Source organism: Terriglobia bacterium (assembly GCA_020072815.1).
Lineage (GTDB): Bacteria > Acidobacteriota > Terriglobia > Terriglobales > Acidobacteriaceae > Angelobacter.
In genome coordinates this window covers 118,893-135,156 of the sequence record JAIQGE010000001.1, presented here as the reverse complement: position 1 = coordinate 135,156, position 16,264 = coordinate 118,893, and the positions used below count along the sequence as shown (strand labels likewise).

The following is a 16,264-nucleotide window of genomic DNA, read 5'->3' as shown; positions in this document are numbered from 1 at the left end:
GGGGCGCAACCCGGTCACAAATTCAGGGTTTTAATCCATACCTGCCGTGCAGGCAAGTTGGTAAAACAGAAGGCAAGAGTTCTTCTTCCGAAATGGTAAAGGTCCTTTTGATGGGAAAGTTTCCCGCGGTGATGTGAGATGAATTTTCAGTTCAGGATATTGGTATTGGCTTTGCTGGCAATGATGGTCTGCCAGCCGTCATTGGCGCGCACGTCCGCGACTTCGACGAGCGCGAAGCCAGCCAAGAAAGACGCGAAAGTCACGGAAGCGCCGCGATCGCACAAGCGGACAGCCAGACGCCACAGGCGTCCGGTCAAGCAGCAGGCTGCGGCCTCAAGCCGCGCAGCGACCAAGCAAGCCGTGACCAAGCAGGTTGCGCTGCGCAAACGCCGCCGCGCGACGCGCCGGGTGGAACGCTTTCGCACCAGCTCTTTCGCCAGCGGCATCGCCGCCGATGACGACTCTGACGGCGAAGATCCCATTGTCCGCCAAGCCGCGCTAGACGCGCTGGGCAACATGAACGGCACGGTAGTCGCCATCAATCCGAATGATGGGCGCATCCTGGCCATGGTCAACCAGAAGCTGGCGCTCTCCGGAGGCGCACAACCTTGCTCCACCATTAAAGTCGCCGTGGCGCTGGCGGGTTTGAGTGAAGGCGTGATCACCCGCGACAGTGAGATCAAACTGGGGCGCAACTCAGAGATGAACCTCACCGAGGCCCTGGCCCATTCCAACAACGCTTATTTTGAGGCTTTGGGACGCCGCCTGGGTTTCCCCAAAGTCCGCCGGTATGCCCGGCAGTTTGGCCTGGGCGAGCTGGCCGGTTATGAGATTGAGGGCGAACACCTGGGTGTGTTCCCCGCGCATGAGCTTGACGCTCGCCGCGGCGGCGTGGGCAAGATGTGCTCGTTCGGCGAAAGCATTTCCATGACGCCCCTGCAACTGGGCGCGCTGGTTTCGGCCATCGCCAACGGGGGCACGCTCTATTACCTGCAGCATCCGCAGTCGGAGGAAGAGATTGCCGGATTTACCCCGCGCGTCAAGCGGCAGCTCGATATCGCTGACCTGATTCCGGAAATTGCGGAAGGCATGACGGGCGCGGTGGAATACGGCACCGCGCGCAGCCTGCGACTGAACTTCAATCAAGAGCCCATCCGCGGCAAGACCGGCACCTGCTCCAAAGCGGGCACGCGCTTCGGCTGGTTTGCGTCGTACGCGGACACCGATCAAGGACGCATCGCCACCGTGGTCTTCCTTCAGGGCGGGCGTCCGACGTACGGCCCCAAAGCCGCCGAAATTACCGGCAAGTTCTATCGGTCGCTCTACGACCACGATTTCTTCGCGAAGACCGCGGTAAACCGGACGGAGAAGAGCGCGGCGGCGGGCGTGCAGCAGTAGTTTTTGTCGCTTCGCTCCAAACCGCCTGCGATTCTGGCTTCGAAAATAGATCATTACGCGCCTGCCGCGACGAGCTCGGCGCGTGATCGGCCTCGCTCTTATATACGTGGCTCTGAATGCCGCTCTTCCACCTTGCACAGCCGAAGGCGCCTCCACCGAACCCGCCGGCTGTGCCACACGATGCTTCTGCACAGGCGAGGGCGCCTGCGGTCCACGCCATTTTCTCTTCGCTGACGTCTAACTCTTTTCAGGCGCGCTACAATTCCCGGGGGAATCCACGCTCATGAACTCCTATCTTCAAGACTTCCGCTACGCTGTGCGCAGGTTGCGCATGACGCCCGGCTTTACCGTCATCGCCGTACTCACGCTGGCGCTGGGCATCGGCGCCAATACGGCCATCTTCACGGTGATTGACGCTGTGCTGCTGCGGCCGCTGCCGTTCCAGGACCCCAGCCGTCTGGTGTTGCTCACGGAACGGCTTGCGCGGTTTCCGATTCTTTCTGTTTCGTATCTCAACTACAAAGACTGGCGCGACCAGAGCCGTTCGTTTTCCGCCGTGGGCGCGGTGCGCAACCTGAACATGACGCTGACCGGCGCGGGCGAACCGGAACGCCTGGTGGCCCAGATGGCCAGCGCCAACACGTTTGAGCTGCTGGGAGCGAGCCCCGCACGCGGCAGGATGTTTTCCCCCGAGGAAGACCGGGCGGGGGCGGCCGGAGTGGCGCTGATCAGCCAGGGACTGTGGCAGCGGCGCTATGGCGCGGCGGAGAGCGCGCTGGGTCAATCGCTCACGCTGGACAACAAGCAGTACACCATCATCGGCGTGCTGCCTGCCGGGTTTCAGTTGCTGCAGCAGTCGCCTGATGTGCTGCTGCCGATGGAGCCGTGGGCCGTTACCCTGCCCGACGATCGTTCGTGGCATCCCGGCATTTTGCCCTTCGCGCGCCTCAAGCCCGGAGTGAGAGTGGAAGCGGCGCGGGAGGAGATGAACACCATCGCCAAGCGGCTGGAGCAGCAGTATCCGGAATTCAACACCGGCACCGGCGCCAACGTAAACCTGATGCAGGACCAACTGGTGCAGAACGTCCGCCCGGCGCTGCTGATGATTCTGGGCGCGGTGGGATTTGTGCTGCTGATTGCCTGCGTGAACGTGGCCAACCTGATGCTGGCGCGAGCCACCGCGCGGCAACGGGAGATTGCCGTCCGCACGGCCATTGGCGCCAGCCGCTGGCGCGTGGTCCGCATGGTGCTGGCGGAAAGCGTTACGTTGTCGCTGGTGGGCGCGGGCCTGGGATTGTTGCTGGCGCTGTTTGCTGTGCCTCCTCTGCTGCTGCTTGGCGCTACGAGCTTGCCCGCGGCCAGCGGCGTCCATATTGACGTGACGGTGCTGGCGTTTACCAGCGTGCTGGCGGTGGTGGCCGGAGTCTTGTTCGGACTGGCGCCGGCGTTGCATATGGCGGGCATGGACTTGAGATCGGCGCTGAACCAGAATGACCGCGGGGCCGTGGGACTGGGCGTGCTGCGCGCGCGAGGCGCCCTGGTGGTGAGTGAAGTCGCCGTGGCCATGCTGTTGCTCGTAGGCGCCGGGCTGCTGATCCGCAGCTTTGACCGCTTGTCGAGTTCAGCGCCGGGTTTTGCTGTGGACCACATCCTGATCGCCGATTTGCCGGTCTCACCTGTGACTCACGCCAAGGCTGCCGAGCGCAATCTGTTTTTTGATCGCATCATCGAACGCGCCGCCGCTCTGCCGGGGGTGCGCTCCGCGGGAGCAGCTTCTTTTCTTCCGGTCAGCGGCTCGGGATCGGTGATTCATTTCAATATTGACGGGCGTCCGCCCAAGTCGCCGCACGAGTACATTATGGCCAACTATCGCGCGGTGAGCACGGGTTACCGGGCCACGCTGGGCATGCCGCTGCTCGCTGGCCGCTGGATCAGCGATTCTGACCAGGAAGGCACGCCCTCGGTGGTGGTGATCAATGCCACCATGGCCAAGACGTATTTCTCCAACGAGTCGCCTCTGGGCAAGCACCTGCAACTGGGCGCAACGCCGGACAAATCGTTCCCGTACATGGAAGTGATTGGCGTGGTGGGCGACGTGAAGCAGTCGCTCTCCAGTGAGGCACCCACGGAAATGTACGTGCCGTATCACCAGGTGATCCCGCCTCTGCCGGTGTTCGCTCTCTCGCTGGTGATGCGCACCAGCGGCGAGCCGCGCAGCCTGGCCAACTCGCTGGCCAGCGCCGTCCATGAGATTGACGCCAATCAGCCGCTGGTGAAGGTCCGCACCATGGAAGAAAACATGGCCGTTTCGGTTTCACAGCCGCGCTTTCGCACCGTGCTGCTGGCCATCCTAGCCGGACTCGCGCTGCTGATTGCCGCGGTGGGGATTTACGGCGTCATGTCCTTTGCCGTGGGCCAGAGGACGCGGGAGATCGGCACGCGCATGGCGCTTGGCTCCACGCCCGGCCAGGTCTTCCGGCTGGTGATTGGCGGCGGGCTGCGGCTCACGCTGATCGGCGTGGTGATCGGCTTGATCGCCGGCGCAGTCTTTGCCCGCTTTCTGCGCAGCTTGCTGTTTCAGGTTGGCGTTGTTGATCCGCTGGCCATCAGCGCCGTGACGGTGTTGCTAGTGGCGGTGGCGGTGACGGCGTGCTACATCCCGGCGCGCAGGGCGACGCGGGTGGATCCTACGGTGGCGCTCCGGTACGAGTGAGCTATGAAGCGTGGCGGAGCGAAGCGAAAAAAATAAGGTCGCTGACCATAGCGGGTTGGTCAGCGACCTCTCGAGCCATCGTCCGCGCGCAAAAGCCCTTTTCAGGGGGAAGGAGCTACGGATTACGCGCTCGAAAAAACTTGATGAACTGCGCGCCCGACGTCAGCGCTGCAGATACGCAAAGTCGTTCTGGCGATTTCTGCGTCGGAATCCGAGCAGCTGCAGGATTCGACGGTAACCCATCTCGCCCTGGTTCGAGCCCGCAGGCTTACCGGCAGAAAGCAAGCGGTCTGAAAGCCGGGAAAGAGAACGTCCGTGACACACCGGGCACACGCCCTCTTCGGCGGCGGAAACAAAATTACAATCACCGCACAGCACGGCGTCGCGCAGGGGCAGGAAACTGGTTTTTCTGGCGCTGTTGAGAATGCCACCGCTGGTCTTCGTGCAACCGTCCATGGTTCCACCTCCAAACACTGACTTCCACACCCGGCGCAAAACTTCTGCTCCATGAACCTGAGACGGACTCTAGCAAGTGAATAAGCAACTGGCCTGCCAATGGCCAGGAAGGTATAACTCTATCAAAATGAGCACCTTGCGCTTATAGGGCTGGGAGCCTCTGGAGTCGGATTACCACATGGGCTGGGGAAAACGGATACAGATGGGGACTTGAGACGCAAAGGTTCTGCTGTGCCGCGTCCACTGTGAATCAGCGGTCAGGTCTGCCTGCTACTTGTTTTTGCGTTCGTCGCTGGCGACCACGCCGTCGCGGATGTGGACCACGCGGTGGGCGTGCTCGGCGATGTCGGCTTCATGGGTGACCAGAACGATGGTATTGCCTTTTTTGTGGAGATCGGCAAACAGGTCCATGATTTCCTGGCCGGTTTGCGAATCCAGGTTGCCGGTGGGCTCGTCGGCCAAAATGATGGAGGGATTATTCACCAGGGCGCGGGCGATGGCCACGCGCTGGCGCTGACCGCCGGAGAGCTCGTTCGGCTTGTGGTTCATGCGGTCGGCAAGGTTCACTGCGGCCAGGGCGCCCTTGGCGCGGGAGATTCTTTCATCTGCCGGGGTGCCGCTGTAAATCAGCGGCAGCTCAACGTTGTGCAGGGCCGTAGCGCGGGCCAGCAGGTTGAACGTCTGGAAGACGAAGCCAATCTCCTTGTTGCGGATGCGGGCCAGCTCGTCGTCGTTGAGTTCGCTGACCAGGTTGCTGTTCAGCCAGTAGCGGCCTTTGCTGGGGGAATCGAGGCAGCCAATCAGATTCATCAATGTGGATTTGCCGGAGCCGGAGGGGCCCATAATGGCCACATATTCGCCGCGATTGATCTTCAGGTTGACCCCGCGCAGGGCGTGCACCTGTTCCGATCCCATCTCGTAGGTCTTCCACAGGTCCTCCGTGCAGATGATGCAATCGGCCGGCGGCGCGCTGATCACGTTTTCAGAAAGATCGGCCACTTGAGTTGCCATGCTTTTCTCCTGGTCTGTCCCCACCCAGATTCCTCTTTCTGCTTTGCTTAGACGTGCGATAAGGCCAACGGTTACGACTCGCTCTTAACGGCCGCCGAATTGTCTACTTTCACGCCGGCGCCGTTTTTCAGCGTGCGCAGGACTTTGTAGCTGCCGGTGATGATCTCATCGCCTTCCTGCAGGCCGCTCTTGATCTGGATTTCCGTGGCGCCGGTCAGGCCGGTTTCCACGGTGCGGAATTCAGCCTTCTTGGTCTTGCTGATCACGAATACGCCTTGAACGTCCTGGTTTTCTTTCTTCGCGCCGGGGGCGGGCGTGGCCGCAGCCGTTTTCTTGTCTTTGCTCTTGCCCTTGTTTTTGTCTTTCTCGGCCTGCGCCTCCAGCTCTTTCTTGTCGCGGACGGTGAGCGCCTGGATGGGAATGGCCAGGGCGTCATGCGCCAGCCCGGTGGTGATCTTGGCCGTGGAGGAGAGTCCTGGACGCAGCTTCTCCGGCGGGTTCTCCAGGGTGATGACTACTTTGAAGTCCTTGGCTTCCTGGCTGCCGGAGGTGCTCTGCGAGGTGGACACGCCGGTGGAGCGGATGATGGCGTTGTCGCCAATCTCGGTCACCACGCCTTTGAAAGTCTTATTGGGGATGGCGTCAATGGTGACTTCAGCGGTCTGGCCGAGCGCCACGTTGACGATGTCAGTCTCGTCCACGTGGACTTCCGCGGTAATCACGGCCATGTCCGCCACCGTCATGAGCGTGCTCCCCGGAGAATTCTGGATGCCCATGACCACGGTTTCGCCTTCATGCACGGGCAGGTTGGTGACCACGCCGTCATAGGGAGCGGTGTACGTCGTCTTGCTGAGAACGTCATTCACGCGGGTAAGGCTGGCGCGCGCCTGGGTAACGCGGGCGCGGGAAGAATCCACTTGCGCCACGTTCTGCGCGACGCGGGCCTGGTCCTGGGCCACCACGGCTTCGGCCACGTCGTACGCCGCTTTCTTGGCGTCATAGTCGGCTTTGGCGATCAACTGGTCCTTGTACAGGCCCTGAGCGCGCGTAAATTCCAGCTTGGCCTGGGCCAGCGTGGCTGAGCTGCTGTTGAGCTGGGCGCGCGCGGTGTTCAACGCTGCCTGCTGCGAGATGAGGTCCGTCTGGGCCTGGCCCAGAGTGGCCTTCATCTGGTCCACGTCAGCGGAGGACTGGACGTTTTCCAACTGGGCCAGTACCTGGCCTTTTTTTACTTTGTCGCCTTCTTTCACGAATAGGCGGGTGATGCGTCCCATGGCATTCGCGCCCACGTTGACAAACGTCTTCGGCTTGATTTCACCGGAAGCTGTCACTACGGAAGCTACGTCCTGCTTGATGACCTTGCCGGTCTGCACCGTGACCACGTTCTTCTGAGTCTGGCTGACAGTGAAGCCGACCACCGCCGCCGCAGCCACAATCACAACAACTATGAGTGCAATCTTCTTTTTTCCTGTCATGAGATCCTTCCAGGCTCAGCGCAGTAATGTGCGCCATACCATATACGCCGGTACCGGGGGGAAAGTTCCACCCTGAGGACGTAAGTACACGTCCTATTGTAATGACGGAGCCTGACTTCGATTATATCCAGAGGACAGCTTTTTGAGCTAGGGCGCCGAGCCAGGAACTTCTGCCAAATAGCTTACTTTTTAAGCTCTTAGGGGCAATTCCGAAAGGACTCTAACCCGCCTTTGCTTCTTGCTTCAAGGGGCGCAAAGACATACAATCCAAGCATCCTCAAAGCCCCATAGAAGGAGGCGCCTTCTGATGTACCGTTATATCCGTTCCAGGCACTTTCTCATACTGTTCATATTGGCCGTTTCCGGTTGTTTCCTGGCGCAAGCGCAAGAAGCCGGTTCCTATACCGACGATAACCAAAAGGAATCTACTTCCGCCAAGAAGAAAAAACCGGCTGATGCCGCCCCGGCCCAGCAGCAAGGCGAAGAAGATCCGCTCAAGCGCCAGCGGCCGACTTCCGACAAGAACGCCATCAAAGAAAAGCTGGAAGGGCCGTACAAGAAGTGGCTCAACGAGGACGTGCGCTGGATCATCACCGACGAAGAGCTGTCCGCGTTCAAGAAACTCTCCAACAACACTGAGCGCGACCAGTTCATTGAAGGGTTCTGGCTGCGCCGCGATCCCACGCCGGACACCGCGGAAAACGAGTACAAGGAAGAGCACTATCGCCGCATCGCCTATGCCAACGAGCACTATGCCGCGGGGATTCCCGGATGGAAGACGGACCGCGGAAGAATCTACGTGATGTACGGTCCGCCCACCAGCATTGACTCCCATCCCATGGGAGGTCCTTATCAGCGCCCGGCGGAGGAAGGCGGCGGCGAGACCTCAACCTACCCCTTTGAAGTGTGGCGCTACCGCTACCTGGAAGGCATTGGACAGGAAATTGAGATTGAGTTTGTGGACGATTGCAGCTGCGGCTCTTATCAGATGACGCTCGACCGCTCGCGCAAAGACGCGCTGCTGCACGTTCCCAACGCCGGCCTGACCACCATGGAAGACATGGGCCAGGCCAACAAGGCTGACCGTTTCCGCGGAATTGAGGCCCTGGGTTCCGGCCCGTTCAACCAGAACATGCAAACCAAGCAGTTTGACCGCATGGAAACGTTCGCCAAATTGAACGCGCCGCCTCCCATCAAGTTCAAGGACCTGGACGAAGTGGTCACCCACAAGATCCGCTACAACCTGCTCCCCTTTGACGTGCAGTTCAACTTTGTCAAGCTGACGTCAGATACGGTGCTAGTCCCCATCACCCTGCAAGTGCCGTTGCGGTCCCTGACCTGGGTAGGCAAAGAAGGCGTCCAGCATTCGGTGGTGAACCTGTTCGGGAAGGTGAGCAAGCTCTCCGGCCAGACAGTGCAAACTTTTGAGGAAACGCTGAAGAAAGACATCCCGGCGGAGCTGCTGGAAAAAGAACTTAACAACACTTCACTGTATTGGAAGGCGCTGCCTTTGCGGCCCGGCCTGTACAAGCTGGACGTGGTGCTGAAAGACGTGAACGGCGACAAGCTGGGGACGTATTCGCACAACCTGATCGTGCCCGACTACAGCGACGACAAACTTTCCACTTCGTCCCTGATTCTGGCCGACCAGATGGACCCGGTACCGGCGCGAGAAATCGGCACCGGCAACTTTGTCATCGGCCAGACGCGGGTGCGCCCGCGGGTACCGGCCGCTGATTCCAAGACTTCCGCCTTCAAAAAGCAGGAGAAAATCAACTTCTGGATGCAGGTTTACAACCTGGGCGTGGACGAAAAGACCAAAAGACCTTCCGCCACGGTGGAATACCAAGTTGTCAATACCACCAGCAACCAGCCCGTGCTAAACTTAACGGAAACAACGGCCCAAATGGGCAACGTTGGCGAGCAAATCACCCTGGAAAAGAGCCTTTCTTTGGGTAAGCTCGATCCAGGTATTTACCAGGTAACGATCAAAATCAACGATCTGGTTTCCAAGCAAACCATTTCGCCGTCGGCAAAATTTACGGTCCAGTAATCGCTGATTCCCCTGAAGGCGGTGGATATGACCCGTAAACTCGGATGTTTGTTGGTGGTCCTGTTGGCCGGCTCGCCGTTGTTCGCGGCGAGCGTGGGAGCTATTTCAGGAGTCGTCAAAGACAGCTCGGGAGCGCCCCAGATGGGCGCCGTGGTGGACATCTTTACCTCCGCCGCGTTGCTGGGTACCACCGTCTACACGGACTCCAAGGGTTACTATTCCGCCCCCAATATGCAGCCGGGCACCTATCAGGTGAAAGTCAGCGCTGCTTCTTTTCTGCCGACTCTGCGGGAGAACGTGACCTTGCGCGCCGGCGCGCACGTGCTCGTCAACATTACGCTGAACACATTGTCAGACGCGCTGAAGCTGCTGCCGCCGCGCCGCTCGGCCTCCACCGAAGCCGATGACTGGCATTGGACCTTGCGTTCCACGGCCAGCCGTCCCGTGCTGCGCGCCGTGAACAAAGATCGCAAAGACGGCGGAACCCTGGTGGTAGTCGCCAGCCCGGAACGCTCGGAAGACCGCTCCATGAAAGCGCGTGTGGCTTTTATCGCAGGCTCTGACGCCGAAGGTTTCGGCAGTGCGGGCGATATGACCACCTCCTTCGCGCTGGAAAAATCGTTGTTCAGTTCCGGCACGCTTTCCTTCAACGGCAACATCGGGGCCCAGGGTGATCCCGCCGGCGTGCTGCGCGCCTCTTACGCGCACGATTTCGGTGAGAGCTCGCGTCCCACGGTGACGCTGACCTACCGGCGCTTTGCGCCTCCCGGCCTGGCGGTGGAGAACTCGCCGTACGCGGCCATGGAAATCAACAGTTCAGACCGCATGGAAGTTGCCGGCTTCATTGATCTGGAGTACGGCGCGGCCCTGCAGTCCATGGAATTCGCCAAGCGCGTTGCGGCATTGCGTCCTTACGGCTCAGTCCAGGTCCATCTGTCGCCGGACATGGTTGTGGAGTATCGCTACGCCACCTCCGAGCCGGACACGCGTTCCGCCAAAGGTTTTGATACGGCGCCCGCGGACCTGAGCGAGTCCGGTCCTAGAATGGCCCTTACCAACGGCCGGCCGGAAGTGGAAAACGCCCAGCATCAGGAAATCGCAGTCTCCCGGCGGATGGGCGACACCAACATCCAGGTGGCCGGCTACGTGGACCATTTGCGCAATCTGGTCCTCACCGGCGCGGGCGATCCTTCCAGCTATTCTGACGATGTTCTGCCCGACACTTACTCCGGCACATTCTCTTACGCCTACCTTCCCGGCCTTTCGACGGCGGGCGTTCGTGTGGTGATACAGCGGAAAATTTCTGACGACCTCACGATCACTGTGGATTACTCCAACGGCAGCGCCGTTACCGCCGATTCGCTGGTGGCGTGGCAAGACCTGCCGCATGCTCTGGCCACCAGCCGCCAGCACTCCGTGGGGACCAAGTTTGCCGGCTACGTTCCGGTTTCCCACACCCGCTGGATCGCATCGTACAAGTGGACCAGCGGCAACACGCTCTCCAGCGTGGACGCGTTCAACGCGTCGCCTGGCCAGACAGACCCCTTCCTCAGCGTGTTCATCCGCCAGCCGCTTCCCAGCAGCTCCTTGATCCCCGCGAAAATGGACGCTCTCCTGGACCTGCGCAACGTGCTGGGCCAGGGCTACCTGCCGGTGAATGGCCAGGACGGCCGCACCGTGTACATGGTGCAGGCGGCGCGGTCGCTGCGCGGCGGCCTGGCGTTTACGTTCTAGCCTGCTTTTCAGAACTCACGCAGGCTACCTCTTAGTTTCCGAGCGTCAGTTTTCTGAAATCTCGAGCGAAGCGAGAGATCCCTATTGCCAGGAAAGCTCGACTTCAAGAAAACCAATCTTCCATTTATGACGCATCATCATGCCGATAGCGATTCCTCGCTACGCTCGGAATTTCAGAAACAGCTCGACTCGGACGAACACTGCGAGATTGACCCTTGACATCCCCTTCATGTACTCTCCGGCGTTAACGCTTTTAGCAGGAGTCCTCATGTCCAAGTCTTCCATTGGCCGCCGTGAATTTGCTTTTGGCGCGGCCGCCGTCGCTACCACCGCTCTCATTCGTCCCGCTGACGCGCTGGCCCAAGCCGAACCGGCGCCGCAACAGCCGCAGGCTGTCACGCCCGTTCAGCAGCAGATCCAAACCGCGATGGCCAAACTTTCTCCCCAAGCCCAGGCTGAAGTGGAGATGAAGGTCGCCAGCATCTTCCGCAAATATGGCGACAAGCTCACCGACGAACAGAAATTGGACATCCGCCGCGTGATGGCCGAAGGCCAGGAAGGCCTGGAGAAGATGCGCGCCTTCGTCGTGGAAAATGACGACCAGCCGGCCACAGTGTTCCGTCCCTATCATCAAGAAGCCCATCATGGGGAAAGCGCTCGCGGCGATGCCGGTCATCGAACAGGCCATGCCAGGGAAGGGAAGCGATAAATGCTGAGCGAAGACATTCTCTATCTCCCTGTCACCGAATTGGCCAGGCGCATCCGCGCGCGCAAGCTCTCGCCGGTGGAGCTCGCGGAAAGTTATCTGGAGCGCAGCCGCAAGATTGGTCCCAAGTTGAACGCGTATGCCACGCTCACGCCTGATCTTGCTCTGCAACAAGCCCGCGCCGCCGAAAAAGAAATTGCCGCAGGCAAATATCGCGGCCCGCTGCACGGCATTCCTTACGCGGCCAAAGACCTGCTCGCGGTGAAAGGCTATCCCACCACGTGGGGAGCGCGCCCGCTGATGGACCAAAAGTTCGATCACGATGCCACGGTCATCCGCAAGCTCCACGCGGCCGGAGCGGTCTTGCTGGGCAAAGCGGCGATGATCGAACTCGCGGGCGGCATGGGCTATCGTTACGCATCGGCATCGGCCACGGGCGCAGCCAGGAATCCCTGGAACACTGACCACTGGACCTGCGGATCATCGAGCGGCTCCGGGGCCATCATGGCGGCTGGCCTTGCGGCGTTTGCGCTGGGAACCGAGACCTGGGGTTCCATCATTTGTCCTTCAGGATTCTGCGGCGTCACCGGGCTGCGTCCCACGTTTGGACGGGTGAGCCGCGCCGGCGCCATGGCGCTGGCGTACTCCATGGACAAGATTGGCCCCATGGGCCGCACCGCCGACGATTGCGCCCTGGTGTTGAGCGCGATTTCCGGACACGATCCTGACGACGCCGGATCGCTGCCGGAAGCAGCCGCGAAATTTTCCAGCGTCCCCGAAGCTCGTCCGCTGCGCATGGGATGGATGGCCAACCAGTGGAAAGAAATCTCGCCCGACGTAAACGACGCCGCCACCAAGGCGCGCGCGGGGCTGGAAGCGAGCCACTCCGCCGTCGTCAAGAACGTGATGCTTCCGGAAGGGCCGTGGGAGGCCGCTGCCGGCACCATCGTTTCGGTGGAAGGCGCTGCGGCGTTCCGCAAGATGATTTCGTCGGGCAGCGTGGCCCAGCTCGCGGACCCCGTCGGCAAAATTGGCGGATACATGAACGAGGAAATCAGCGCGTCTGACTTCCTGCTGGCCCAGCGCATTCGCGGCGTGCTGGTGAAAAAGATGGACGCAATGTTCAACGACGTGGACGTTCTGGTCTCTTCGTCGCTTCCCGTGACCGCGTCCAAGATTGACGCCAACCTGGACACCGACCTGTCCTTCGCCGACCCCATCGGCGGCATCGGCAACATCTGCGGACTGCCGGCCATCAGCGTGCCCTGCGGTTTCGGCAAAAATGGATTGCCCGTGGGGCTGCAATTCATCGCGCGCCCCATGGACGATGCCAAGGTTGTGCAGGCCGCGCGCCTGTTCCAAAGCCGCACGGACTGGCACACCAAGCGTCCCGCGCTGCAATAAGCGTGGCGTGGAGGCCGTCGCAGTCCAAAATTCGCATATTGCCGTTACGCAAGTGATTAACCCTAGTGTCGCGGCGGAACCCCTGTGCCATACTAAAATCAGCGTTGCAAGGCCTTCGCACGCACGCCGGGCCTTTCTCCGGCATCTTTAATTAGGCGCCACGATTCATATTCACCATGGCAGATTTGCTTACCGAGACCGCGTCCAGCCCCGAGTCATTGCGGGACTGCGTGATGCGCCATGTCCGCTACACGCTGGCGCGCTCGGAGGGCGCGCTTACCTCCCGCGAACTGTTCAAACCGCTGTGCCTGGCCATTCGCGACCTGATCATTGATCGCCTGCTGGTCACCGAGCAGCGTTATCGCGACCACGACGTGAAGCGTCTTTATTACCTCTCGCTGGAATTCCTCATGGGCCGCTGGCTCAGCGACAATCTCTGCAATCTGCGCCTGGAAGAACAATGCAGCGCGATCCTGGCCGAGTTGAACATTCGCCTGGAAGACGTAACGGACTCCGAGCCTGATGCCGGCCTGGGCAACGGCGGCCTGGGTCGCCTGGCCGCATGCTTCCTTGAATCCCTGGCCACCATGAATATGCCCGGCTTCGGCTACGGCATTGATTACGAGTACGGGCTCTTCCGGCAGGAGATCGTGGCCGGCCACCAGCGGGAAAAACCTGACTTGTGGAAGGCCGAGGGCACGCCGTTTTACATTGAGCGTCCGCACGAAATCTGCGCGATTCCCATTTACGGCCGCCTGGAGCATTCCCGCGATTCGGAAGGCACGCGCCGCCAGCAATGGGTGGACAGCAAGATCGTCATCGGCGTACCCAATGACATGCCGGTGGCCGGCTTCAACGGCCAGACGGTGAATTACCTCCGCCTGTTCAGCGCGCGCGCCTCGCAGGACTTTGATATTGAGATCTTCAATCGCGGCGATTACATCCGCGCCGTGGAACAGAAGATTGCGTCGGAAAATATCTCACGCGTGCTTTACCCCTCTGACTCCGTGCTCTCCGGCCGCGAGCTGCGCCTGCTGCAGGAATATTTTCTGGTGGCGTGTTCGTTCACGGACATCATTCGCCGCTACCGCGCCACGCACGCCACGTTTGACGAGTTTTCCAGCAAAGTCGCCGTGCAGATGAACGACACGCATCCCAGCTTGTCGGTGGCCGAACTCATGCGCCAATTGGTGGACGAAAACCAGCTCAGTTGGGACCAAGCCTGGGAAATTACCCAAGCCACGCTGGGTTACACCAACCATACTCTGCTGCCGGAGGCGCTGGAGCGCTGGCCGGTGTCGCTGCTGGAGCGCGTGTTGCCGCGGCACATGGAAATCATTTACGGCATCAACCACCAGTTCCTGCGCACCGTGGACCGCTCCTGGCCGGGCGATATGGAGCGGCAGAGCCGCATGTCCATTATTGAAGAAGGCCCGGAAAAACAAGTGCGCATGGCCAACCTGGCCATTATCGGCAGCCACGCGGTCAACGGCGTCTCCAAACTGCATACTGAACTGCTCAAGACTTCGCTGCTGCCGGATTTTGTCGCGCTGTGGCCGGAGCGTTTCAGCAACAAGACCAACGGAGTCGCTCCGCGACGCTGGCTGCTCAAAGCCAATCCCGGCCTGGCCAAACTGCTGACTAGCGCCGTGGGCGAAGGCTGGATCACTGATCTGGACCAGGCGCGCGGCCTGGAAAAACACTCCGCCGACGCCGGCTTCCAGCACGAGTTCATGGAGATCAAGCGCCACAACAAAGAAAAGCTGGCGCGCGAAGTCCTGAGCAGCACCACGGTCGCGATTGATCCCGCTTCGGTGTTTGACGTCCACGTGAAGCGCATTCATGAATACAAACGCCAGTTGCTGAACGTGATGCGCGTCATCCACCAGTACTTGAGCATTGTGGATGACGACGCCACGCCCAAGATTCCGCGCACGTACATTTTTGCCGGCAAGGCCGCGCCCGGTTACTGGGCGGCCAAGCAGATCATCAAGCTTATTTGCAACGTGGCCGCCATCGTCAACCAGGATTCGCACGCCAACCAGTTCATGAAAGTGGTCTTTGTGCCGGACTACCGCGTGTCCTTGGCGGAAGTCATCATGCCGGCCGCCGACCTCAGCCAGCAAATCTCCACCGCGGGCATGGAGGCTTCCGGCACCGGCAACATGAAGCTGGCCATGAACGGCGCGCTTACCCTGGGCACGATGGACGGAGCCACCATTGAGATCATCGAGGAAGTGGGCGCGGCCAACATCTATACCTTCGGCCTCACGCCGGACGACGTCCGCTGGTATCGCGAGCACGGCAATTACAATCCGCGCGAACTCTGCAACATGAATCCCGGCCTGCGCCGCGTGATGGAAAGCCTGTCGTCAGACCGCTTCTGCCCCGGCGAAAGCGGCCTGTTCCGCTGGATCGTGGACGAAATCCTGGACCGCGGCGACCGCTACTTCCTCATGGCTGACCTGCCTTCGTATCTGGAAGCCAGCGCCCGCGCCGACGCCGACTACCAGGACCCGGCGGTCTGGGCAACGAAGGCCATCTTGAACGTGGCCCGCGTGGGCTTCTTCTCCAGCGACCGCACGATCCGCGAATATGCGCGGGATATTTGGGGGATTCGGGCTGCGGTGGGCGGGCAAGAACCCGCGCAGTCGAAAGCGAAGGAGAGTGTGAGCGCGGAAGTTCCGGGGTAAACACAACAAGGTAATGAAATTAGGTGTGTGGAGCGCAGCCGCCCCCGGCTGCGTCTGAGTGCTTTAGGAACTGTTCACCACGGAGGCACTCCAAGCACGGAGAAAACAGGAGCCAGTTCCCAAGAAGTGGACCCCACAGTTAACCATCTGTGCAATGACCATCTGACTAATCCCACCCCCACCCTCCCCCTCAGGCCGTTGTTAGAAACAAAGGGTTTATTCCATTCGACCCAACGGTGACCCAACTGTTTACTCAAAGGTAAAATCAGCGGCTAACCCTTTGATTCTTTGCGCCCTTAGCGTCCTTTGCGGTGAGTCTGGCTCTTTTGGGGTTGGGGTGCGACTCTATTCAGTTTTCAAAGATCTTTTCCCCCTGCCACCTGGGCGGCGGGTGCAGCAGAATTATCTATTTGTTTATATTTCGCTATCCTAGCGCACTTTCGCTCTGGAGTCACGCGCGAAGAAGTACATGTCTGGTGTCCTCTCTTGGCTGTTTGGAGCGCAGCCGCCCCTCGGCTGCGTCTATTCCCGGCCATGTCCGTGTGGCACAGGCGCCGGGGTCCCCGGCTCGCGTCGCGTGCTGGGGTGAAGGTACTCTTGCCTCTGCGTCTTGGGGTGAGC

General features: G+C 60.5%; 10 protein-coding genes. 7 read left to right on the top strand and 3 right to left on the bottom strand.

What is annotated here, in order from left to right:
* Positions 1–180 precede the first annotated feature (180 nt).
* Both LAO20_00540 and LAO20_00535 read left to right on the top strand, forming a co-directional pair.
* Positions 181–1,398 (top strand): penicillin-binding protein, encoded by a 1,218-nt coding sequence (locus LAO20_00540; GenBank protein ID MBZ5529890.1) that lies wholly within the window; start codon positions 181–183, stop codon positions 1,396–1,398.
* A gap of 283 nt (positions 1,399–1,681) precedes the next feature.
* The gene (locus LAO20_00535; GenBank protein MBZ5529889.1) at positions 1,682–4,111 is read left to right on the top strand and encodes an ABC transporter permease; all 2,430 of its coding nucleotides are present in this window, start codon (positions 1,682–1,684) and stop codon (positions 4,109–4,111) included.
* Positions 4,112–4,273: 162 nt separating this feature from the next.
* Here LAO20_00535 and LAO20_00530 read toward each other — a convergent pair whose 3' ends face one another.
* The 3 genes from LAO20_00530 to LAO20_00520 all read right to left on the bottom strand — a co-directional run bounded on the left by LAO20_00530 (position 4,274) and on the right by LAO20_00520 (position 7,053).
* Entirely contained in the window at positions 4,274–4,567 is a 294-nt protein-coding gene (locus LAO20_00530) for a hypothetical protein (protein ID MBZ5529888.1), read from the bottom strand.
* Positions 4,568–4,837: 270 nt separating this feature from the next.
* The gene (locus LAO20_00525; protein ID MBZ5529887.1) at positions 4,838–5,518 is read right to left on the bottom strand and encodes an ABC transporter ATP-binding protein; all 681 of its coding nucleotides are present in this window, start codon (positions 5,516–5,518) and stop codon (positions 4,838–4,840) included.
* 131 nt (positions 5,519–5,649) lie between these two features.
* Complete coding sequence (locus LAO20_00520; protein ID MBZ5529886.1) at positions 5,650–7,053, bottom strand: efflux RND transporter periplasmic adaptor subunit; 1,404 nt, start codon at positions 7,051–7,053, stop codon at positions 5,650–5,652.
* A gap of 319 nt (positions 7,054–7,372) precedes the next feature.
* On the opposite strand from LAO20_00520, the gene LAO20_00515 reads away from it, so the two are divergent.
* From LAO20_00515 to LAO20_00495, 5 genes are all read left to right on the top strand, one after another.
* Positions 7,373–9,106 carry a GWxTD domain-containing protein gene (locus LAO20_00515; protein ID MBZ5529885.1) on the top strand — a complete coding sequence of 578 codons (1,734 nt, stop codon included), beginning with the start codon at positions 7,373–7,375 and terminating at the stop codon, positions 9,104–9,106.
* A gap of 27 nt (positions 9,107–9,133) precedes the next feature.
* Positions 9,134–10,840 carry a carboxypeptidase-like regulatory domain-containing protein gene (locus LAO20_00510; GenBank protein ID MBZ5529884.1) on the top strand — a complete coding sequence of 569 codons (1,707 nt, stop codon included), beginning with the start codon at positions 9,134–9,136 and terminating at the stop codon, positions 10,838–10,840.
* 268 nt (positions 10,841–11,108) lie between these two features.
* Positions 11,109–11,549, top strand: coding sequence for a hypothetical protein (locus LAO20_00505; protein MBZ5529883.1), 441 nt, complete (start codon positions 11,109–11,111; stop codon positions 11,547–11,549).
* Positions 11,550–12,950, top strand: a complete 1,401-nt coding sequence (locus LAO20_00500) for an amidase (protein MBZ5529882.1) — start codon at positions 11,550–11,552, stop codon at positions 12,948–12,950.
* A 176-nt stretch (positions 12,951–13,126) separates the two neighbouring features.
* Positions 13,127–15,643, top strand: coding sequence for a glycogen/starch/alpha-glucan phosphorylase (locus tag LAO20_00495; GenBank protein ID MBZ5529881.1), 2,517 nt, complete (start codon positions 13,127–13,129; stop codon positions 15,641–15,643).
* Positions 15,644–16,264: the final 621 nt, after the last annotated feature.

Bases quoted from the DNA above. Each gene is read 5' to 3' on its own strand.
- LAO20_00540 (MBZ5529890.1), top strand. From the start codon at position 181: ATGATGGTCTGCCAGCCGTCATTGGCGCGCACGTCCGCGACTTCGACG.
- LAO20_00535 (MBZ5529889.1), top strand. From the start codon at position 1,682: ATGAACTCCTATCTTCAAGACTTCCGCTACGCTGTGCGCAGGTTGCGC.
- LAO20_00530 (MBZ5529888.1), bottom strand. From the start codon at position 4,567: ATGGACGGTTGCACGAAGACCAGCGGTGGCATTCTCAACAGCGCCAGA.
- LAO20_00520 (MBZ5529886.1), bottom strand. From the start codon at position 7,053: ATGACAGGAAAAAAGAAGATTGCACTCATAGTTGTTGTGATTGTGGCT.
- LAO20_00510 (MBZ5529884.1), top strand. From the start codon at position 9,134: ATGACCCGTAAACTCGGATGTTTGTTGGTGGTCCTGTTGGCCGGCTCG.
- LAO20_00505 (MBZ5529883.1), top strand. From the start codon at position 11,109: ATGTCCAAGTCTTCCATTGGCCGCCGTGAATTTGCTTTTGGCGCGGCC.
- LAO20_00500 (MBZ5529882.1), top strand. From the start codon at position 11,550: ATGCTGAGCGAAGACATTCTCTATCTCCCTGTCACCGAATTGGCCAGG.
- LAO20_00495 (MBZ5529881.1), top strand. From the start codon at position 13,127: ATGGCAGATTTGCTTACCGAGACCGCGTCCAGCCCCGAGTCATTGCGG.